This is a genomic window from Janthinobacterium svalbardense, from assembly GCF_002327145.1.
In the GTDB taxonomy this organism is placed as follows: Bacteria; Pseudomonadota; Gammaproteobacteria; order Burkholderiales; family Burkholderiaceae_D; genus Janthinobacterium; species Janthinobacterium tructae.
Genome location: NZ_CP023422.1, coordinates 120,597 through 141,691 on the forward strand (window position 1 = coordinate 120,597; position 21,095 = coordinate 141,691).

21 protein-coding genes are annotated in these 21,095 nt (G+C 62.5%); 5 read left to right on the forward strand and 16 right to left on the reverse strand.

Annotated elements, in window-relative coordinates:
• Positions 1-150 precede the first annotated feature (150 nt).
• The 5 genes from CNX70_RS00515 (at position 151) to CNX70_RS00535 (ending at position 9,564) form a co-directional block, all read left to right on the forward strand.
• A complete protein-coding gene (locus CNX70_RS00515) occupies positions 151-2,094 on the forward strand; it encodes a dipeptidyl-peptidase 5 (RefSeq protein WP_096232601.1) in 1,944 nt (647 codons plus the stop codon).
• Complete coding sequence (locus CNX70_RS00520) at positions 2,091-6,272, forward strand: DEAD/DEAH box helicase (protein WP_096232603.1); 4,182 nt, start codon at positions 2,091-2,093, stop codon at positions 6,270-6,272. The genes CNX70_RS00515 and CNX70_RS00520 overlap by 4 nt, the downstream gene beginning before the upstream one ends.
• Before the next feature lie 69 nt (positions 6,273-6,341).
• On the forward strand, positions 6,342-6,830 hold the full coding sequence (locus CNX70_RS00525) for a hypothetical protein (protein ID WP_096232605.1): 489 nt from the start codon (positions 6,342-6,344) through the stop codon (positions 6,828-6,830).
• A gap of 165 nt (positions 6,831-6,995) precedes the next feature.
• Complete coding sequence (locus tag CNX70_RS00530) at positions 6,996-8,858, forward strand: DUF885 domain-containing protein (protein WP_096232607.1); 1,863 nt, start codon at positions 6,996-6,998, stop codon at positions 8,856-8,858.
• Between the two features lie 172 nt (positions 8,859-9,030).
• Positions 9,031-9,564 carry a hypothetical protein gene (locus CNX70_RS00535; RefSeq protein ID WP_096232609.1) on the forward strand — a complete coding sequence of 178 codons (534 nt, stop codon included), beginning with the start codon at positions 9,031-9,033 and terminating at the stop codon, positions 9,562-9,564.
• A gap of 84 nt (positions 9,565-9,648) precedes the next feature.
• On the opposite strand, the gene tatC is transcribed toward CNX70_RS00535, so the two are convergent.
• The 16 genes from tatC to CNX70_RS00615 form a co-directional block, all read right to left on the reverse strand.
• Entirely contained in the window at positions 9,649-10,404 is a 756-nt protein-coding gene (gene tatC / locus CNX70_RS00540) for a twin-arginine translocase subunit TatC (RefSeq protein WP_071075003.1), read from the reverse strand.
• Positions 10,401-10,934, reverse strand: coding sequence for a Sec-independent protein translocase protein TatB (gene tatB / locus CNX70_RS00545; RefSeq protein ID WP_096232611.1), 534 nt, complete (start codon positions 10,932-10,934; stop codon positions 10,401-10,403). The genes tatC and tatB overlap by 4 nt, the downstream gene beginning before the upstream one ends.
• 48 nt (positions 10,935-10,982) lie before the next feature.
• Positions 10,983-11,219 (reverse strand): Sec-independent protein translocase subunit TatA, encoded by a 237-nt coding sequence (gene tatA, locus CNX70_RS00550; RefSeq protein WP_071075001.1) that lies wholly within the window; start codon positions 11,217-11,219, stop codon positions 10,983-10,985.
• An 80-nt stretch (positions 11,220-11,299) separates the two neighbouring features.
• Positions 11,300-11,671, reverse strand: a complete 372-nt coding sequence (locus tag CNX70_RS00555) for a histidine triad nucleotide-binding protein (RefSeq protein WP_071075000.1) — start codon at positions 11,669-11,671, stop codon at positions 11,300-11,302.
• 15 nt (positions 11,672-11,686) lie between these two features.
• The gene (locus CNX70_RS00560) at positions 11,687-12,058 is read right to left on the reverse strand and encodes a phosphoribosyl-ATP diphosphatase (protein ID WP_034753849.1); all 372 of its coding nucleotides are present in this window, start codon (positions 12,056-12,058) and stop codon (positions 11,687-11,689) included.
• Positions 12,055-12,492, reverse strand: coding sequence for a phosphoribosyl-AMP cyclohydrolase (hisI, locus tag CNX70_RS00565; protein ID WP_071074999.1), 438 nt, complete (start codon positions 12,490-12,492; stop codon positions 12,055-12,057). Before hisI ends, CNX70_RS00560 begins: the two co-directional genes overlap by 4 nt.
• A gap of 26 nt (positions 12,493-12,518) precedes the next feature.
• Positions 12,519-13,280, reverse strand: a complete 762-nt coding sequence (hisF, locus tag CNX70_RS00570; RefSeq protein ID WP_096232613.1) for an imidazole glycerol phosphate synthase subunit HisF — start codon at positions 13,278-13,280, stop codon at positions 12,519-12,521.
• Positions 13,281-13,340: 60 nt separating this feature from the next.
• Complete coding sequence (gene hisA / locus CNX70_RS00575) at positions 13,341-14,114, reverse strand: 1-(5-phosphoribosyl)-5-[(5-phosphoribosylamino)methylideneamino]imidazole-4-carboxamide isomerase (protein WP_096232615.1); 774 nt, start codon at positions 14,112-14,114, stop codon at positions 13,341-13,343.
• 63 nt (positions 14,115-14,177) lie between these two features.
• Positions 14,178-14,816, reverse strand: a complete 639-nt coding sequence (gene hisH / locus CNX70_RS00580) for an imidazole glycerol phosphate synthase subunit HisH (RefSeq protein ID WP_096232617.1) — start codon at positions 14,814-14,816, stop codon at positions 14,178-14,180.
• Positions 14,817-14,854: 38 nt separating this feature from the next.
• On the reverse strand, positions 14,855-15,445 hold the full coding sequence (hisB, locus tag CNX70_RS00585) for an imidazoleglycerol-phosphate dehydratase HisB (protein ID WP_010402123.1): 591 nt from the start codon (positions 15,443-15,445) through the stop codon (positions 14,855-14,857).
• 19 nt (positions 15,446-15,464) lie between these two features.
• The gene (gene hisC, locus CNX70_RS00590) at positions 15,465-16,559 is read right to left on the reverse strand and encodes a histidinol-phosphate transaminase (protein WP_096232619.1); all 1,095 of its coding nucleotides are present in this window, start codon (positions 16,557-16,559) and stop codon (positions 15,465-15,467) included.
• Positions 16,560-16,590: 31 nt separating this feature from the next.
• Positions 16,591-17,532 carry a DNA-methyltransferase gene (locus tag CNX70_RS00595; RefSeq protein WP_096232621.1) on the reverse strand — a complete coding sequence of 314 codons (942 nt, stop codon included), beginning with the start codon at positions 17,530-17,532 and terminating at the stop codon, positions 16,591-16,593.
• Positions 17,529-18,854: a histidinol dehydrogenase gene (gene hisD / locus CNX70_RS00600; protein WP_096232623.1), complete on the reverse strand. Its 1,326-nt coding sequence runs from the start codon at positions 18,852-18,854 to the stop codon at positions 17,529-17,531. Before hisD ends, CNX70_RS00595 begins: the two co-directional genes overlap by 4 nt.
• Before the next feature lie 26 nt (positions 18,855-18,880).
• On the reverse strand, positions 18,881-19,549 hold the full coding sequence (gene hisG / locus CNX70_RS00605; protein WP_077398226.1) for an ATP phosphoribosyltransferase: 669 nt from the start codon (positions 19,547-19,549) through the stop codon (positions 18,881-18,883).
• Between the two features lie 12 nt (positions 19,550-19,561).
• A complete protein-coding gene (murA, locus tag CNX70_RS00610; protein WP_096232625.1) occupies positions 19,562-20,812 on the reverse strand; it encodes a UDP-N-acetylglucosamine 1-carboxyvinyltransferase in 1,251 nt (416 codons plus the stop codon).
• Positions 20,813-20,816: 4 nt separating this feature from the next.
• Complete coding sequence (locus CNX70_RS00615) at positions 20,817-21,053, reverse strand: BolA family protein (RefSeq protein ID WP_010402134.1); 237 nt, start codon at positions 21,051-21,053, stop codon at positions 20,817-20,819.
• Between the last annotated feature and the right edge of the window lie 42 nt (positions 21,054-21,095).

The window sequence follows — 21,095 nt, forward strand, 5'->3', positions numbered from 1 at the left end:
GCAAATCATTGATTCAGGTGCCGCTTTGCAGCATTTGCCACGCACAGCGATGACTTTCGTTGTGCTGGCCCTTCCTTTATGATGATGCACGCCGCCGCGCTGCCTGACGCCGCCTGGAGGCCCCCTTTTCCACCACGACACGGAGCCCGCATGACCTCGACCGCATCTTGCACCCCTTATGGCATTTGGCCATCGCCGATCAGCGCGGCCATCGTCGCCGCTGGCGCCTCGCCGCTGACACAGCTGGCCCTGGGCGGGGCGGATGGGACCGACGTGTTCTGGCTGGCCGGGCGCGCCAGCGAGGCGGGCCGCAATACTCTGCTGCGCCAGCGCGGCGCGCGCATCGATGAACTCACGCCGGCACCGTTCAATGTGCGCACCCGCGTGCATGAATACGGCGGCGGCGCGTATGCCGTGGCCGGCGATAGCGTGTATTTTTCGCATTTCGCCGACAATTGCCTGTACCGCGTGGCCGGCGACGCCGCGCCCGAAGCGTTGACCACGGGTGGCAACACGCGCCATGCGGACTTCGTCGTCGATGCGGCCCGTGCCCGTTTGATCGCCGTGCGCGAGCAGCACCCGGATGCAGGCCACGCGCATCCGGAAAACTGCCTGGCCGCCGTCGGCTTCGACGGACGCGAGACGGTGCTGGCGCGCGGTCACGACTTTTATGCGGCGCCGCGTTTGTCGCCGGACGGCAGCCAGCTGGCATGGATCAGCTGGGACCACCCGCGCCTGCCGTGGCAAGGCACGGAACTGTGGCTGGCCGATGTGCACGCGGACGGCAGCCTGGGTTCGCCACGCCTGATCGCCGGCGGCGCACGCGAGTCGATTTGCCAGCCGGAATGGTCGCCGAACGGCTTGCTGCACTTCGTTTCCGACAGCAGCGGCTGGTGGAATCTGTACCGCCTGCACGGCGCCGACATCGAGGCGCTGTGCCCGATGGAAGCGGAATTTGCCACGCCGCACTGGACTTTCGGCGCCAGCATGTACGGTTTTCTGTCCGACGACGAGATCGTCTGCACGTATATCCAGGCCGGCGTCAGCTACCTGGCGCAATTGAATGTGGCCGAGGCGAAACTGGAACCGATTCCCCACCCGTACCAGGAAATCCGCGAACTGCGCGTAGGCCCCGGCTTCGTCGCGCTGCTCGGCGGCAGCCCCACCATCGCGCTGGAACTGGCGCGCATCGACCTGTCGAACCACGAACTGGAAGTGCTGGCGCAATCGATCACGCAATTGCCCGCGCTGGCTTACCTGTCCGTGCCGCGCAGCTTGAGCTTTTCTAGCAGCAATGGCCGCACGGCGTACGCCTTCTTTTATGCGCCGACCAATGGCGACGTGCAGGCGCCGCCAGGCACATTACCACCCGTCATCGTCATCAGCCACGGCGGCCCCACCAGCATGGCCAGCAATACCTTGAAACTGGCGACGCAGTACTGGACCAGCCGCGGCATCGGCGTGCTCGACGTCAACTATGGCGGCAGCAGCGGCTTCGGCCGCGAATACCGCGACGCGCTGCGCGGGCAGTGGGGCATCGTCGACGTGGAAGACTGCATCGCCGGCGCGCGCTACCTGGCGGCCAACGGCCTGGCCGACCCCGAGCGCCTGATCGTGCGCGGCGGCAGCGCGGGTGGCCTGACGACCCTGTGCGCGCTGACCTTCCACGACGTCTTCAAGGCCGGCGCCAGTTACTACGGCGTGTCCGACCTGAAGGGCCTGGACGACGATTCGCACAAATTCGAATCGCGCTACACCGATTACCTGATCGCCCCCCAGCCGCAAGCCGAAGCGCTGTATCTTGAACGCTCGCCCATCCATCACACGGATAAACTGTCGCGCCCGATGATCTTCTTCCAGGGCCTCGATGACAAGGTGGTGCCGCCGCAGCAGTCGCAGCTGATGGTCGACGCCCTGCAGGCGCGCGGCGTGCCCGTCGCGTATGTACCGCTCGAAGGCGAAGGCCACGGCTTCCGCAAGGCGGAAAACATCGTGCACACGCTGGAGGCGGAGCTGTATTTCTACCAGCGCGTGTTCGGCCTGCCCGTGGCGGCCGGCGAGCCTCCCGTGCACATCGCCAATTTGCCCGCATGACAGACCCACACTTGGACCAGCAACTGCTAGCCGAATTCGCCGCCCTGGAGCAGCACGAACAGATGATCCTGGCCCTGCTGGCCATTGCGGGCGAGCCGGTGGGCAAGCATGCCGTGTATGAACACTTGCAGCGCGCCAATGTCGTCGAGCCGGACGGCACGCCGTTTGCCCTGCTCACCGTCACGGGCATGCTGCAACATTTGACGCGGCACGCGCTGGCGTCCGAAGTGGTGGGACGCGGCTATGCCTGCGAAGCCAAGCTGCGCTGGCCCGCCATGCGCGCGGCCATCGAACACCTGGCGTTCCGCGACCTGTGCCAGGCCATCGAAACCATCAACCCCGTGCGCCGCAACTGGGATGGCTATGTGGAATTGCGCAGCTACCGGCAAGGCGTGGCGCGCTTGCGCATCGCCCTGTTGCGCAATGACGAGGTGCGCCATGTGGCCGCCATCCTGGCCGCCTGCATGGCGTGCTATGAAGCGCAGCAGCTGCATCCGCTGATCGAGATTTTCGGCCGCCCGTTCGAGCCGGAAATGCTGTCTTTCGTCATGCCGCAACTGCAGGATGACATCCTCGCCGTGCTGCTAGGCAACGCCCCGCGCGAGCCGGCCACGGCGCACGCCATCCGCAGCTACGCGCGCGCGCACCATGCGCGCCAGGCGGCGGCCGGCGACCATATCGGCGCCGCCCTGCCGCTGGCCCTGGCGGAAGATGCCCTGCTGTGCGGCGAACTCGACGCCGCCGCGCGCTACCTGGCAGGCCAGCAGGGGCCGCAGGCGCTGTTTGTCGACAGCAGCATCGCCCTGTTGCGCGGCGAACATGCGCATGCCGTGGCGGGCTTCGACACGGCCCTGAAAGGACTGCGCAAGGAGGCGGGCAAGCGCAAGCTGTGCTTTACGGGCATCGGCGGCCACCTGTATGTGCTGGCCCTGCTGCGCGGCAACGACGCCAAGTTGCTGAAAAGCGCGGAAACCTATCTCGATATCGCGCTGCATGCGCAGCCGAACCACGACAGCATCGTCTACCAGCAGTTGAATACCTTGCGCCTGGTACGTGCCGGCGTCATGCTGGCGGAAAGCATCCCTACGCGCAGCTGGGAAACGGGCTTGCAGGCGCAGCTGTTCCAGGCCTTGCTGTACTACTGGCTGGCGCTACCGCAATTGAGCGAACGCAAGGATCAATTGCGCTTGCTGGTGCAGCAAGCCGACGCGGCTGGCTACGACCTGATCGCCGCGCAAGCGGCCGGCTTGCTGGGCTTGCTGGCTGAGCCGCAGCAGGAGCGCTACGCCACGTCCAAGCGGGCGCAGCACGGCTTGACGGACATGGCGCCGTGGTTCGAGCGCCAGGAAGCGTGGCAGCGCCAGCTGAGCGCGCTGATCAACCTGCAGCAAAACGCACCCGCCGAAGCCATCGGCAGCGTCTCGCGCCTGGTGTGGCTGGTGGCGTTCGACCCGCGCTTCGGCCTGACGGCCGTGGAAGTGCGCGAGCAGAAACGCGACGCACGGGGCGGCTGGAGCAAGGGCCGCGCCATGGGCCTCAAACGCCTGGCCGAAGAGGCAGGCGACATCGATTTCCTTACGCCGCAAGACGCCCGCGCGGCCGGCAGCATCGCACCGTTCAAACAATATTATTCATCAGCACCGCGCTATGAAATCGAGCTGGACAAGGCTGCCATCTTGCTGGTGGGCCACCCGCTCGTCTTTTGGATCGACCATCCCGACACGCGCGTGGAACTGATCGCCGGTGCGCCCGAGCTGCTGATCAAGTCGCACGAGGGGCAGCTGTGGCTGGGCATGCAACCGCCATTGCCCGACAACGGCGGCAACGTCGTGGTGCAGCGCGAGACGCCGACGCGCCTGCGCGTGGTGCACATCCTCGACGAGCACCGGCGCATCGGCGCCATCGTGGGCCTGGGCCTGTCCGTGCCCCTGCATGCAGAGAAACAAGTCATGCAGGCGATTGGCGCCATTTCATCGATGGTCACCGTGCAATCGGACATCGGCGGCGGCGCCGGCGACGCGGAAGTCATCACGGCCGACCACCGCCTGCACGTGCATCTGCTGCCCTACCAGCAGGGTTTAAAGATGCAGGTTTTAGTGCGCCCGCTGCTCGACAACGGCGCCTATTACGCGCCCGGCAGCGGCGCCGAAAGCGTGTTTGCCGACGTGGCTGGCCGCGCCGTGCAAGCGCGGCGCGACCTGAACGGGGAGCGCGAAGCGCAGCGCCAGCTGATTGGTAAATGCCTGGTGCTGGAAGAGGCGGAAGAAGAGCATGGCGAGTGGCTGCTGGGCCAGCCTGCGCTGGGCTTGCAACTGCTGGTGGAACTGCAAGCGCTCGACCCCGCTGGCATGGTGCTGGCATGGCCCGAAGGCGAAACCATGCGCGTGTCGAAACGCATCGACAGCGGCCAGATGCGCCTCAATATCAAGAGCGAAAAAGACTGGTTTGCCGCCAGCGGCGAAGTGCAGATCGATGAAGACAAGGTGATGGACTTGCGCGCCCTGCTCGACTTGATGCAGAACAATAAAAGCCGCTTCGTGGCCCTGGGCGACAACCAGTTCCTGGCCCTCAGCGACGAATTGCACCGGCGCCTGTCCGAGCTGGCCGCGTATGGCGAAGCGCATGCCGATGGCGTGCACATCCACCCGCTGGCCGCCTTCGCACTGGAAGAGCTGGCCATTGACGCGGGTGGCGTGAAGGCCGACAAACTCTGGCGCGAACATTTGCTGCGCCTGCGCGCCCTCGACGATTATCAACCGCAGCTGCCCAGCACCCTGCAGGCCGACTTGCGCGACTACCAGCTGGCCGGCTACGCATGGCTGGCGCGATTGGCGCACTGGGGCGTGGGCGCCTGCCTGGCCGACGACATGGGACTCGGCAAGACGCTACAGGCGCTGGCATTGATTTTGGCGCGCGCGCCCAACGGCCCCACTCTGGTGGTCGCGCCCACGTCCGTCTGCATGAACTGGATCAGCGAAGCGCAGCGTTTTTCACCCACCTTGAACATCAAACTGTTCGGCAGCGGCGACCGCGCCGACATGCTCGATACCTTGCAGCCGTTCGACCTGGTGGTGGCCAGCTATGGCTTGCTGCAGCAGGAAGCGACCCTGTTTGCCGGCGTGCGCTGGCATACGATCGTGCTCGACGAAGCGCAAGCGATCAAGAATGGCGCCACCAAGCGCTCGCAAGCCGTGATGGCCTTGCAAGGGGATTTCCGCATGCTGGCCAGCGGCACGCCGCTGGAAAACCATTTGGGCGAACTGTGGAATCTGTTCCGCTTCATCAACCCCGGTTTGCTGGGTACCCTAGACCAGTTCAATCTGCGCTTTGCCGGACCGATTGAGAAAGATCAGGACAAGCGGGCGGCGGCTGGCGCGCGCTTGCGGCTGCGCCGTCTGATCGCCCCCTTCATCTTGCGCAGGACAAAAACGCAAGTGCTGTCCGAATTGCCGTCGCGCACGGAAATCGTGCTGGAAGTGGCATTGTCGCCGCAGGAAACGGCGCTGTACGAATCGTTGCGCCGCGAAGCGCTGGAAAAGCTGGCCATGGTGGAAGGGCCGGCGTCGAAGAAAGCCATCCAGATCCTGGCGGAAATCATGAAGCTGCGCCGTGCCTGCTGCAATCCGCAACTGGTGGCGCCGGAACTGGGCCTGGCCAGCAGCAAGCTGGCGGCCTTCGCCGAGCTGCTGTCGGGCTTGCTGGAAAACCGCCACAAGGTGCTTGTCTTCAGCCAGTTCGTCGACCATCTGACCTTGATACGCCAGCACCTGGAACAGCATGGCGTCAGCTATCAGTATCTCGACGGCAGCACGCCCATGCAGGAGCGCAAGCGCCGCGTGGATGCCTTCCAGGCGGGCGAAGGCGACGTTTTCCTGATCAGCCTGAAAGCGGGCGGCATGGGCATCAACCTGACGGCGGCCGATTACGTGATCCACATGGACCCGTGGTGGAATCCGGCCGTGGAAGACCAGGCCTCGGACCGCGCCCACCGCATGGGGCAATTGCGTCCCGTCACGATTTACCGCCTGGTGGCGAAACACACGATCGAGGAAGGCATCGTCGAATTGCACCAGCACAAGCGCGACCTGGCCGACAGTCTGTTGGAAGGTAGCGACGCGGCCGCGCGCATGTCGGCCAGCGACATGCTGGGCATGCTGCAGGAAGGGTTGAAGCCATGAGATTGAAAAAATGAACGGGGAAACGGCGTTCCATGCGATGATCCTTTTTCCCTGTTTCTCTGCCACCCCATGACCGACTATATCGCCACCAGCGCCGGCCAGCGCGCCACCTTTTTGTGCGGCAAATCCTGGACGGCCTATGTCAGCACCTTCGTCATCGCCGTGCTGCTGTTCTTTGCTGCCCTGCCGCTGGCTTTCAAGTACAACGCGCGCGCCGCCTTCGTGGTACTGATCGGCTCGGCCCTGATCGTCGGCTACCGCCTGCTGACCATCCGCAGCTATCAGCTGTACATTGATGAGGCGGGCGTGTGGCTGGCCTCCGGCATCTTGCCGTGGAAAAAGAAACTCATGGGCGTCAAATGGCGCGACATGGATGAAGCCGTCTACGAAACCAATTTCTGGAGCTGGCTGTTCCAGTCCTACACGGTGCGCGTCAGCCAGCGCTACACGCAAGACATCGAAATCCACGCCACCGGCATGGCGCGCGGCAAGGATGCCGTGGCGGCCATCAATGCGCGTCAGCAGGAGATGCTGCAAGGCAGCGCCATCGTCGTCTAGCGGGGCTGACTTGCCTGGCAAAAAACTGCGCAAGCGCGGCAATTAATGCTAATCTTTGGCCGCCCTGGCAAGCAAAGCCAACCTTTCAATAGTTGTTTGTTACTTATATTATCAGTTTATTATTTTCTTATAATAGCAAACAACAAAATATTCAAGAGATAAACTATGCTTACAAGAAATAAAGTTGCGCTCGCCGCATTGATGCTGGCCTTTACCCTGACACCGGCCAGCGCCGCCAAAAAGCCGCAGAAGAACGGCAAGGCCGGTACCAGCAGCAGCAAGAAAAAAACCGTCGCCAAGAAAGCGGCCGTCGTCAGTGCCGCCACGGCAGCCACGGTCGCCGCCGTCGCCAGCGAGAACAGCAGCGACCGCTCCATGAATAACCTGAGCGGCCAGTTCCTCACGGCCCTGTGGCGCCTGGACCCGGAAAGCGCGATTTCGGTCGGCAAGTACGATGGCGCCGCCAACCTGAGCATTCCCGACGCGGCCAGCCGCCAAAAGCAACTGGCCTTCATCGAAGAATGGCTGGGCAAGTTCGGCAAGCTAAATGCCAGCAAAATGTCGGACAAGCAACGTACCGACCTGGCCTTGCTGACGAATAAACTGCAATCGGACCGCTGGTATCTGACCACCTTCCGCGAATTCGAATGGAATCCCGCCCAGTACAACGTGGCCAGCTCCATCGACTTCATCCTGAACACGGAATACGCAGCGCAGCCGCAGCGCCTGCGCACCTTGCTCAAGCGCATCGCCAGCGTGCCGCAATACTATGCGGCCGCGCGCGCCAGCATCGTCAACCCCACGCGCGAACACACGCAGCTGGCCATCGCCCAGAGCGCCGGCGTGCTCAGCGTGCTTGATGACCTGAACAAGACGGCACAGGCGTCCATCCTGACGCCGCTCGAAAAACAGCTGTACAACGCGCGCATCGCCGCGGCCCGCTCGGCCGTGCAAGGCTATGCGGCCTGGCTGACGGAACAGGATGCCGCGCTGGCACAGAACGGCAATGCGCGCTCCTTCCGCATCGGCAAGGACTTGTACGAACAGAAATTTGCCTACGATATCCAGGCCAGCGTGAGCGCCGAGCAGATGTACCAGAAAGCCCTGGCCGCGCGCGAAAAGTTGCTTGAGCACATGGATAGCCTGTCCGACGAGCTGTGGGTGAAAACCATGGGCGCCACGGCCAAGCCGCTTGACCGCACGGCGAAGATCGGCATGGTGATCGACAAGCTGTCCAGCAATCACGTGGCGCCCGCCGATTTCGTTCCGGAAATCCGCCGCCAGATCCCGGAACTGCAGGAATGGGTGACCAGCCACAACCTGCTGACGATGGACCCGAAAAAGCCCCTGGTCGTGCGTGAAACGCCCGCTTACCAGCGCGGCGTGGCCGGCGCCAGCATCGAGGCTCCCGGCCCCTACCGTCCGCAGGACCGCACCTATTACAACGTGACGCCGCTCGACGGCGAAACGGCGGAACAGGCGGAAAGCAGCTTGCGCGAGTACAACCACTGGATCTTGCAGATCCTGAACATCCACGAAGCCATTCCTGGCCACTACACGCAACTCGTGTATGCCAACAAGTCGCCGTCGCTGGTCAAGTCCATCTTCGGCAACGGCGCCATGATCGAAGGCTGGGCCGTGTATGGTGAACGCATGATGCTTGAATCGGGCTACGGCAACAATGCGCCGGAAATGTGGCTGATGTACTCGAAGTGGAACTTGCGCAGCGTCACCAACACCATCCTCGACTACAGCGTGCACGTGCAGGGCATGACGCAAGAGCAGGCGCTGGACCTGCTGACGCGCCAGGCCTTCCAGACCAAGCGTGAAGCGACGGAAAAATGGCGCCGCGTGCAGCTGAGCTCGGTGCAACTGACCAGCTATTTCAGCGGCTACAGCGAAATCATGGACTTGCGCGAACAGCGCAAGCAAGCGCTGGGCAACAAATTCGTGCTGAAGGATTTCCACGAGCAATTCCTCAGCTATGGCAGCGCGCCCGTGAAAGTCATCAAGGAGTTGATGAACTAAGCGGCGCTCGCCATCGGCTTGCAAAGGGCGCTGCGGCGCCCTTTTTTCATGCGTTTGCGCCGCCGCAAACCGCCAGCGCCCTTGTCCATTAAGCTGATGGGAAGGCAAGCGCCACCGCACTCCTCACTGGCAATTGCCGATTTTTCTGCTAGGCTGGATTTCAGGAGCGTCCATGCATATGCCCATCCAGTTCGACACCCTCGATTACGCCAAACGCCTCGCCTCGGCCGGCGTACCCACGCAGCAAGCGGAAGCGCATGCGGCAGCCTTGGGTGATGTGCTGGGGTCGGCAGTCGTCGTGCATGGCGAACTGGCGGCGCTGGAGCGCAATCTGCTGGGAGAAATCAAGCTGGTGGCACAAAGAGTCGACACCAGGGCAGGGGCCCTGGATGTGAAAATAAATGCGCTGGAACTGAAACTCGACAGCAGAATAGATACACTAGAACTGAAACTTGATAGCCGAATAGATGCACTGGAACAGAAGTTCGATAACAGAATAGATGCACTTGAACAAAAGTTCGATGCCAGATTCGATAACTCCGAGCAGAAGTTCGATGCCAGATTTGATAATTCCGAGCAAAAATTCAACGCCCGCCTGGAACGCCTGGACTTGCACCAGGGCGCGGACATGAAACACGTGTACTGGATGATGAGTACCTTGATCCTGCTCAACCTGGGCATCCTCAGCAAACTGATGCTGCAGTAAGCACTCACCCACCCATCCGGCGATAAAAAAGCCGCTGCTCCCGAAGGAGGTCAGCGGCTTTTGCTTGCGAATATTGTAGAGCGTCTAGGACGCTTCTTCCGGCGCCTGGGTGGCCCTGACGAAGATGGGCGCCACCAGCAGGCCCAACTCGAACAGCAGGCACATGGGGATGGCCAGCGAGAACTGGCTGACCACGTCCGGCGGCGTGACGATGGCGGCAATCACGAAGGCGCCGACGATGATGTAGGGACGCACTTCCTTGAGTTTCGCGATAGTAACCAAGCCCATGCGCACGAGGATCACCACCACCACGGGCACTTCGAACGTCGCGCCAAAGGCCAGGCACATCGACATGACGAAATCGAGGTAGTTTTCGATATCGGGCGTCACCGCAATCGAGGATGGCGAAAAATCGCTGATGAAGTGGAAGACGCGGCCAAACACGAAGAAATAGCAGAAGGCCACGCCGGCGATGAATAGCAGGGACGAGGAAATGACCAGCGGCGCGATCAGGCGCTTTTCATGCGTGTACAGGCCGGGGGCGATAAAGGCCCACATCTGGTACAGCACCCAGGGCAAGGCGACGATGAAGGCGATCACCAGCGTCACTTTCATCGGCACCAGGAACGGCGAGATGACGCCGGTGGCGATCATTTTCGAGCCGGCCGGCAGCGAGGCGATCATCGGCGCGGCAATAAAATCGTAGATTTGCGAGGGGCCGGGCCAATAGAACAGCACGGCGCAGACGACGGCGATGCCGATCGAGGCCTTGACCAGGCGGTTGCGCAGCTCGACCAGATGCGAGATAAAGGTTTCTTCCACCGGAGATTTGCTACTCATGAGTAAAAGGAGGAGGAACTGGCGCGCGGGCGGAAGCGCGCCACGCGGGCGGCCGCCGACTGCACGTGCTGTTTGCCGCCATGGCGCTGCTTGTACCAGCCAGGGATGGCGGAATTGCGCACCAGTTTCTTGCGGCGGAATTCACGCGCCTTGCGGGCCAGATCTTCATTGGTGGCGCGCAGCATGGCTTCATGCGCATCGTGATGCCCCTCATACGAGCTGGAATCGCCGCGCCAGGCGTTTTCCACCTCGGCCAGGTTGCCGGAGATCGAGTTTTCCACGCCATGCATGGATTTCTCCACGCTTTGCTTGACGGAATGGGCTGCCTCCTGCACTTCCTTCTGCAGGTTTTTCAGCTCTTCCATTTCAATTTCGCGCGAGACTTCGGATTTCACCTGGTTCAGGTAGCGTTGCGCGCGGCCATACAGGGTACCGGCCATGCGCGCCACTCTCGGCAACTTTTCAGGGCCGATGACTATCAACGCAACCACGCCGATGATGGCGATTTTAGAGAGACCGAGATCGATCATAAGCGGACAAGGGCTGTTACCGGACGAGGCAAGCGCCCCGCCACGCTATCAGAACTTGCTTTTCTCTTTCGTCTCGACGTCGATGGTGCTTTTGTCGGCCACTTGCGATGGCGCAGCAGGAGGGGTGTTGGCTGCCGGGGCGTCATCGTCGCCCTTGACGCCATCCTTGAAGCCTTTGACGGCCTTGCCGATATCACCGCCGATATTGCCCAGTTTCTTGGTGCCGAAGACCAGCATCACAATGACCAGAACGATCACCCAGTGCCAAATACTCAATGAACCCATCACATTCTCCTTGCGGGACGGTGCCCGAATAGCGTCGACCAATGCCGGTAGTATACACGTGAACCCGGCGTACGGCGAAATCAGTGCTGGCCACGCCAGGGGCGGGGGCCGCCGTACACATGCATGTGCAGGTGATACACCTCTTGGCCGCCGTTCGGGCCGCTGTTGATCATGGTCTTGAAGCCGCCGGCAGGCGTGCCATCGGCCTCATACGTGACGGCGCAGCCGAATTCGGCAGCGAGTTTCGGCGCCAGGCGCAGCAGCTTGCCCAGCATGTCCGTATGGCTGTCGTCGCAGTCGGACAGGCTGGCCACGTGGCGCTTCGGAATCAGCAGCAGATGCACGGGGGCGGCCGGGTTGATGTCCTTGAAGGCCAGCAAGTCCTCGTCTTCATACACGATGGACGAAGGAATTTGTTTTGCAGCAATCTTGCAGAAAATACAGTTATCCACGCACGCTCCAGTAGGTCAGTGTTTGTCTGTTTCGCCGGCGTCGCGCAATTCATCCTTGCGTGCCGCCTTTTCTTCCAGGCCGGACAGGCCTTCGCGGCGCGCCAGCTCGTCGAGCACCTGCTGCGGCGTCAGGTCGAACTGCGCCAGCATCACCAGCGAGTGAAACCACAGGTCGGCGCATTCGTACAGGACCTTCGACGGGTCGTTGTCGCGGCGCGCATCCTTGGCGGCCATCACCGTTTCCGTCGCCTCTTCGCCGATTTTTTTCAAAATCGCATCGTCGCCTTTGGCAAACAGGCGCGCGACATAGGAGGTGGCGGGGTCGCCACCGTTGGCCAGCTTGCGCGATTCGATCACGGCGGCCAGACGCTTTAAAGTTTCACTCATTTGCTCTTGCTTTCCGCGTAAATCGTCTCAGGGTCTTTCAGCACGGGATCGGTGATTTGCCATTCGCCCGTTTTTTCGTCGCCTTCGAATTTCTGGAAAAAGCACGAATGGCGGCCCGTATGGCAGGCGATGCCGCCGGCTTGCTCGATCTTCAGCAAGACCACGTCTTCATCGCAATCGAGGCGGATTTCCAGCACCTTTTGCGTGTGGCCCGATTCTTCGCCCTTGTGCCACAGTTTTTTGCGCGAACGGCTCCAGTACACGGCTTCGCCCAGTTCCACCGTGCGCGCCAGCGCGTCGCGGTTCATCCAGGCGAACATCAGCACGTCATTGCTGCCCGCTTCCTGCGCGATCACGGGCACCAGGCCGTGCTCGTCCCATCTGACCTTTTTGAGCCACTTGGCATTGCTTGCTACGATGGTTCCGTTTTGCATGTTCTATATCCTGGGTACTATTTTGTTTACGCCAGACGCATGGGAATGCCCTGCTGCGCCATGAAACGCTTGGCTTCCTGTACCGTGTGCTGGCCATAGTGGAAGATGCTGGCGGCCAGCACGGCGTCCGCGCGGCCCACCTTGATGCCGTCGACCAGGTCTTGCAAGCCGCCCACGCCACCCGAGGCGATGACGGGGATGCTGACGGCGTCGGACACGCCGCGCGTCAGGCCCAGGTCAAAGCCCACCTTGGTGCCATCGCGGTCCATGCTGGTGAGCAAAATTTCACCAGCGCCCAGACTTTCCATCTTTTTGGCCCACGCGAACGCGTCCAGACCCGTGGCGGTGCGCCCGCCATGGGTAAACACTTCCCACTTGCCGGGCGACACCTGCTTGGCGTCGATGGCGACGACGATGCATTGCGAGCCGTGCTTTTGCGATGCCTCAAATACCAGCTGGGGATTCGTCACGGCCGAGGTGTTGATGCTGACCTTGTCGGCGCCCGCGTTGAGCAGCCGGCGCACGTCTTCCACCACGCGCACGCCGCCGCCCACGGTCAGCGGAATGAACACTTGCGACGCCACCGCCTCGATGATGTCGAAGATCAGGCCGCGATTGTCGCTCGACGCGGTAATGTCGAGGAAAGTGATTTCATCGGCGCCCTGCTCGTCATAACGGCGGGCGATTTCCACCGGGTCGCCGGCGTCGCGCAATTGCGTGAAGTTGACGCCTTTGACGACGCGGCCATTGGTCACGTCGAGGCAGGGGATGATACGTTTTGCAAGCATGATGGTATCCAGATTGTCGCCAGGCCCAGGCATGCGTGAGCACGCCCCGGCCGGGCTGGCTTAAACGGCGGCGTCGGTCAGTTCGTCGGCGCGTTCTTGCGCCTGCGCCAGGTCGATCGTGCCCTCATAGATGGAACGGCCGCAGATCACGCCTTCGATGCCTTCGGCCTGGACCGCGCACAGCGCTTCCACGTCGCCGATATTGTGCAGGCCGCCCGAGGCGATGACGGGGATCTTGACGGCTTGCGCCAGCTTGACGGTGGCGTCGATATTGATGCCGCCCATCATGCCGTCGCGGCCGATGTCCGTGTAGATGATCGATTCGACGCCGTAGGCTTCGAATTTTTTCGCCAGGTCGATCACTTCGTGGCCCGACATCTTGCTCCAGCCATCCGTTGCCACTTTGCCATCTTTGGCATCCAGGCCGACGATGATGTGGCCCGGGAAGGCGCCGCAGGCGTCGTGCAGGAAGCCGGGGCTTTTCACGGCCGCCGTGCCGATGATGACGTAGGTGATGCCGGCGTCGAGATAGCGCTCGATGGTGTCGAGGTCACGGATGCCGCCGCCCAGCTGCACGGGGATTTCCTCGATGTCGTTTTCCAGTGCGAAATCCTGCACCGCCTTCAGGATGGCTTTGACGGCGCCTTCGTTCTTCGGCTTGCCGGCAAAGGCGCCGTTCAGATCGACCAGGTGCAGCCGGCGCGCGCCTTGCATCAGCCAATGGCGGGCCATCTCGGCCGGGTCTTCGGAAAATACGGTGGCAAGTTCCATATCGCCTTGTTTCAGGCGTACGCAGTGACCGTCTTTCAGGTCGATGGCGGGAATTAGCAGCATGGTCAGTGTGGTTTAAAGTGAGTGAAGAAGCGAAAAAAAGCTGAAAAGGTCACGTAGCTCACATCAAGGTTGCCAGTGAACAAAGTTCTTGTACAGCTGCAAGCCAGCGGCAGCACTTTTTTCAGGATGAAACTGTGTCGCGAAAATATTATCACGCGCGACGGCGCAAGCGAACGGCGCGCCATAGACAGTCTCGCCCACCGTGTGCGCCGCTTCTTGAGGTTGAGCAAAATAGCTGTGCACAAAGTAGAAATACGCGTTGTCGGCAATGCCATCCCACATCGCATGGGACGCCGTTTGCCGCACTTGGTTCCAGCCCATTTGCGGCACCTTGAAGCGCGAACCGTCTTCCTGCAGCTGGCCGTCGAGCTGGAAGCGCACGACTTTGCCTGGCAACAAGCCCAGACCGGCCGCATCGCCCTCTTCGCTGCCGTCGAACAGCATTTGCTCGCCGATGCACACGCCCAGCACGGGCTTGCTGTCGGCGGCGCGCAACAGCGCCTCCAATACGCCCGATTCGCGCAGGCTGCGCATGCAGTCGGGCATGGCACCCTGGCCAGGCAAGACGATGCGGTCGGCGCTGTCGATATCGGCAGCTGCGCCGGAAATGCGCACGTCGGCTTCCGGCGCCACGGCACGCAGCGCCTGCGCCACCGAGCGCAAATTGCCCATGCCGTAATCCACCACCACAATTTTATTCATGTTTGATCCCGGAATCTACAGTATAGCGAGAGCGGCGCTTACAGGCTGCCCTTGGTCGATGGAATGATGCCGGCCGCGCGCTCGTCGAGCTCGGCAGCCATGCGCAGCGCGCGGCCAAAGGCCTTGAACACGGTTTCGCATTGATGGTGGGCATTCGTACCGCGCAGGTTGTCGATATGCAAGGTCACGCCCGCATGGTTGACGAAGCCGCGGAAGAATTCCAGCGTCAGGTCGACGTCGAAGCCGGCGATCATGGCGCGCGTAAACGGGATGTGGTATTCGATGCCCGGGCGGCCCGAGAAATCGAGCACCACGCGCGACAGCGCCTCGTCCAGCGGCACATACGCATGGCCGTAGCGGCGGATGCCCTTCTTGTCGCCGATGGCCTTGGCCACGGCCATGCCCAGGGTGATGCCCACATCTTCCACCGTATGGTGGTTGTCGATATGCACGTCGCCCGTCGCTTCGATATCCAGGTCGATCAAGCCGTGGCGGGCGATCTGGTCCAGCATATGGTCGAGGAAGGGCACGCCGGTGTTCAGCTTTTGCTGGCCCGTGCCGTCCAGGTTGAGGGCGACGCGAACTTGCGTCTCATTGGTGTTGCGCGTGATTTCTGCGGTGCGGTTCATGGGAGGCTCTGGCGATAGGCTAAACGAGGGATGCCTTGAAGGCATCGTAAAAAAGGGAATTCTCTTCCGGGGTGCTGACGCTGATGCGCAGGCAATTGGCCAACGCAGCATGCATTTTACTCATATTTTTTATTAAAACCCTGCGGGCAAGCAGTTTTGCGCAAACATCGTCGGAATCAGCCACACGAATCAGAAGAAAATTTGCCTTCGAGGGAAACACCGTCACACCGGGCAGCTCCGCCAGGCGCAGCGCCAGCGCGTCGCGCGCGCTATTGAGCAGATCCGCCTGCGCATTGAGCACGTCGAGGTGCTCAAGCGCGAATTCGGCCGCCGCCTGCGTCAGCACATTGACATTGTACGGCGGACGCACTTTCTCGAATTGCGCCAGTAGGGCCGGCGCGGCCGACATATAGCCGAGACGTATGCCCGCCAGGCCCAGTTTCGACACGGTGCGCATCACCACCAGGTTCTCGAATTCGGGCAGGCGCCCCATAAAGCTGCGCTGCGCGAACGGTTCATACGCTTCGTCGACGACGGCGATGCCCGTGTCACCGAGGGCGGCGAGGATGCGCTCGATGTCGGCGCTGGCAAACAGGTTGCCCGTCGGGTTGTTCGGATACGCGAGGAAGACCAGCGCCGGACGGTGCTGTTCAATCGCCGCCAGCATGGCCGGCATATCCAGGCTGAAGTCGGCCTGCAGGGGCACACCGACGAAATCCATGCCGGCAAACTGCGCCGAACGCGCATACATGACGAAGGCCGGCACGGGCGCCAGCAGCACGGCGCGCTGGCCCGGCTCCTGGCGGGCGCAAGCCATGGCCAGGATGGAAATGAGTTCATCGGAGCCGTTGCCCAGCATGACGTCGTAGCCGGCTGGCACGCCCAGATTGGCGCAGATGGCCGCCTGCAGGCTGGCGTACGACGGCGGATAGCGGTTCAGCGCCACGCCGGCCAGGCGCGCGCCCAGTTCCTCGCGCAGCTGCGGCGGCAGCGGATACGGGTTTTCCATCGCATCGAGCTTGATGTAACCGCTGGCATCGGCGACCTGGTAGCTGTTGACGGCGCGCACATCGGAACGCACGGTGTTGCTGATTAACTGATCGAGGAAAGACATGCTGCAAACACTCCTGATGGAATTAGGGAGACTAAATGACGACGTCTTCCGGCACGCTAGCGCTGCGCGCCTTGCGGGCCGGCGTTTTTTTCACGGTGGGCGGCTTTTTCACGGCAGCCGGTTTTTTAGCGGCCGCCGGCTTCTTCTTCACGGCCGCCTTGGCGGCCTTCGGTGCGGGAGCCGCCGGTGCGGCCAGCTCCTGCGCCAGTGCCGCCAGGCGCTGTTCGATGATGGCGCAATAATCGGGGTTCAATTCAAAGCCGACGAAATCGCGTCCGCAGCGCTTGGCCGCCAGGGCCGTGGTGCCGCTGCCCATGAACAGGTCGAGCACCACACCGCCGGGCGGGCACGAAGCCTTGAGCATGCGCTCGATGATTTCGAGCGGCTTTTGCGTCGGGTGGTCGGCCCGTTCCGGGTGTTCCTTGTGCAGGCGCGAGACGCTCCACAAGTCTTTCGGGTTGTAGCCCACTTCCAGCCATTTCGCGCCGATGAAGATCGAGCGCGAACGGGCTTTCTTGGTGGCCGCGTCGTAGGCGATGCGCACCGCGTCAAGGTCGAAGTAGTAATCCTTGCGCTTGACGAAGAAGCCGATGGTGTCGTGCACCGATGAAAAGCTGCGCACGCTGCCGCCCATGGACGGCACGCGGCGGTCCCAGATGATTTCATTCATCATCGCCATGCGCTGCTTCAGCATGACGAAGATCTCCGGCGAATAGCGCCAGGTGAGAAAGATATACAGGCTGCCGTTGGCTTTCAGCTTGGGCAGCGCCGCATCGATCCACGCTTCCGTCCAGCGCAGGTAGTCGGCCACCGACTGCTGGTCCGAGGCGTTGCCGTAATCCTTGCCCAGGTTGTACGGCGGATCCGTCAGGATCAGGTCCACCGAGCCATCGGGAATGCGCGCCAGCCCCGCCAGCGCATCTTCGCAATAGACCCGGTTGACCCAGTCCGGCCGCTCCGCCACCTGCGTCATGGCTGCGGCTTCAAACGCAGTTCGGCGCTGCGCGCGTGCGCTTGCAAGCCTTCGCCATACGCCAGGGTGGCGGCGACACGGCCCAGGGTTTGCGCGCCCGCTTCACTGACGTGAATGATGGACGAACGCTTCTGGAAGTCGTACACGCCCAGCGGCGACGAAAAGCGCGCCGTGCGCGAGGTTGGCAGCACGTGATTAGGGCCGCAGCAATAGTCGCCCAGCGATTCGGACGAAAAGCGGCCCAGGAACATCGCGCCCGCGTGGCGAATCTGTTCGGCCCACTGCTGCGGGTTTTCCGCCGAGATCTCCAGGTGTTCCGCCGCGATGCTGTTGGCGATCTCGCAGGCTTCTTGCATGCTGCGTACCTTGATCAAGGCGCCGCGGTCTGCCAGCGAGGTGCTGATGGTGGCCTGGCGCGGCATCGTCGGCAGCAGCTTGGCGATGCTCTCTTCGACTTGCGCGATGTAGCCGGCGTCCGGGCACAGCAGGATCGCCTGCGCCAGCTCGTCGTGCTCGGCCTGCGAAAACAGGTCCATGGCGACCCAGTCCGGGTCCGTCGTGCCGTCGCACAGCACCAGGATTTCGGACGGCCCGGCGATCATGTCGATGCCGACGATGCCGAACACGCGGCGCTTGGCGGCGGCCACATAGGCGTTGCCGGGGCCGACGATTTTATCCACGGCGGCAATCGTCTGCGTGCCGTAGGCCAGCGCGCCGACCGCTTGCGCGCCGCCGATGGTGATCACGCGCGTCACGCCGGCGATCGCGGCGGCGGCCAGCACCATCTGGTTTTTCACGCCATCGGGCGTCGGCACCACCATGATGATTTCCCCCACGCCCGCCACATGCGCGGGAATGGCGTTCATCAGCACGGACGACGGATACGCTGCTTTGCCGCCCGGGACGTAGATGCCGACCCGGTCCAGCGGCGTGATCTTCTGGCCCAGCACCGTGCCATCAGGCTCGGTGTAGCTAAAACCGCGCAATTCCTCGCGCTGGCGTTCGTGGAAGGCGCGGATGCGCTGCGCGGCGATCTGCAGCGCTTCGCGCTGCGCCAACGGCAAGCCGTTCAGGGCCGCCTGCAATTCGGCCTGCGAAATATCAAAGGCCGCCATTTCCGCCGCGCCACCATGCGGGATGCGGTCGAAACGGTTCGTGTATTCCAGGACGGCGGCATCGCCGCGCGTTTTCACGTCGGCCAGGATGCTCGCTACCGACGTTTCAATCGCCGCATCGGTGCCCGCCTCGAACGCCAGCAGCGTATCGAGCGATTGTTGGAAACCATCCTGGCTTGAATCGAGCTTGCGTATCTGTATCGGCATAATCGGCTTTCTGCTACTGAGAGTGTCTAGGCTTGCGAAGCGCGTTCAAACGCCTCGATAATCGGCTGCAAGCGCTCGCGCTTGAGCTTGAGCGCTGCCTGGTTGACCACCAGGCGCGACGAAATTTCCATGATGTGCTCGACCTCGACGAGGTTGTTCGCGCGCAAAGTGCTGCCCGTGCTGACCAGGTCGACGATGGCGTCGGACAGGCCGACCAACGGCGCCAGTTCCATCGAACCATACAGCTTGATCAGGTCGACGTGCACGCCCTTGGCGGCGAAATGCTCGCGCGCCGTGTGCACGAACTTGGTCGCCACGCGCAGTCGCGCGCCCTGGTGCACGGCCTTTTCGTAGTCAAAACCGGCCTGCACCGCCACCGACATGCGGCAAGAAGCGATATTCAGGTCGATCGGCTGGTACAGGCCTTCGCCGCCGTGTTCCAGCAGTACATCCTTGCCCGCCACGCCGAAATCGGCCGCGCCGTACTGCACGTAGGTCGGCACGTCGCTGGCGCGCACGATGATGACGCGCACGTTCGGATCGTTGGTGGCCAAAATCAGCTTGCGCGAGGTCTCCGGGTTTTCCAGCACCTTGATGCCGGCAGCTTCCAGCAGCGGCATGGTGTCCTCAAAAATGCGGCCCTTCGAGAGCGCCAGTATCAGCTGCGAATTGTCGCCCGTGTTCGATCCGTTCATGCTCGTTCCTTGTTATTTGATGCGTACGATGTTCGCGCCGACGGCGGAGAGCTTCACTTCCATGCGGTCGTAGCCGCGGTCGAGGTGATAGATGCGGTCGATCAGGGTTTCGCCATCGGCGGCCAGGGCCGCGATCACCAGCGATGCCGAGGCACGCAGGTCGGTCGCCATCACGGGCGCGCCGCGCAGCTGCTTGACGCCGGCGATGATGGCCGTGTTGCCTTCGATGGTGATGTCGGCGCCCAGGCGGTTCATTTCCTGCACGTGCATGAAGCGGTTTTCAAAAATCGTCTCGGTGACGCGGCTGGCGCCGTTGGCGATGGTGTTGACGGCCATGAACTGCGCCTGCATGTCGGTCGGGAAGCCCGGATATTCCGTGGTGCGGAAGCTGACGGGGTTCGGACGGGCCGACATCTCCGCGCGGATCCAGTCGGCGCCGAAGGTCATCGTCAGGCCCATGGCGCGCAGCTTGTCGAGCGCCGCATCGAGGATATCGGTGCGCACATTGCGCAGCGTGATGTCGCCGCCGGTGGCCGCCACGGCGCACAGGAAGGTGCCCGTCTCGATACGGTCGGCGATGACCGCGTGCGAAGCACCATGCAAGGCGTCGACGCCCTGGATCACCAGGCGGCTGGTGCCGATGCCGTCGATCTTCGCGCCCATGGCCACCAACAGGTGCGCCAGGTCGGTTACTTCCGGCTCGCAGGCGGCGTTTTCCAGGATGGTCTCACCGTCGGCCAGGGTCGCGGCCATCAGCAGATTCTCGGTGCCGGTGACGGTGATCATGTCGGTGACGATGCGCGCGCCTTTCAGCTTGGCGCACTTGGCGTAGATGTAGCCGGCCTCGATGCGGATCTCGGCGCCCAGCGCTTCCAGGCCCTTGATGTGCTGGTCGACGGGGCGCGAACCGATGGCGCAGCCGCCCGGCAGCGAGACCTTGGCTTCGCCGAAGCGCGCCAGCATGGGGCCCAGCACCAGGATCGAGGCGCGCATGGTTTTCACCAGTTCATACGGCGCTTCCAGGGTGGTGATGGCGCTGCCGTTCAACACCACACGGTCGCCGTCCTGCTGCACCTTCAGGCCCGTCTGGCCCAGCAGTTTCAACATGGTGGCCACGTCGTGCAAGTGCGGCACGTTGGTCAGGTCCAGGTCGCCCGCAGTCAGCAGGCCCGCGCACAGGATGGGCAAGGCGGCGTTTTTCGCGCCGGAGATGGCGATGTCGCCGTTCAGGCGGTTGCCGCCGTTGATGAGGAGTTTGTCCATGTGCTTATCCTTGGAATTCTTCAGGTGTCAGGGTTTTCATCGACAGCGCGTGGATTTCCTCGCGCATGCGGTCGCCCAGCGCCGCATAGACGATCTGGTGGCGGGCGATCAGGCGCTTGCCGGCAAACGCGGGCGAGACGATCACGGCCTGGAAGTGCTGGCCATCGCCCTCCACTTCGAGGTGCGTGCATTCGAGGCCGGCCGACAGGTAGCCGTGGATCAGTTCTGGAGTGGTGGTCACGATAAGTCCTTGATATTGAATAGGGTAGTAATGGGATGTGCC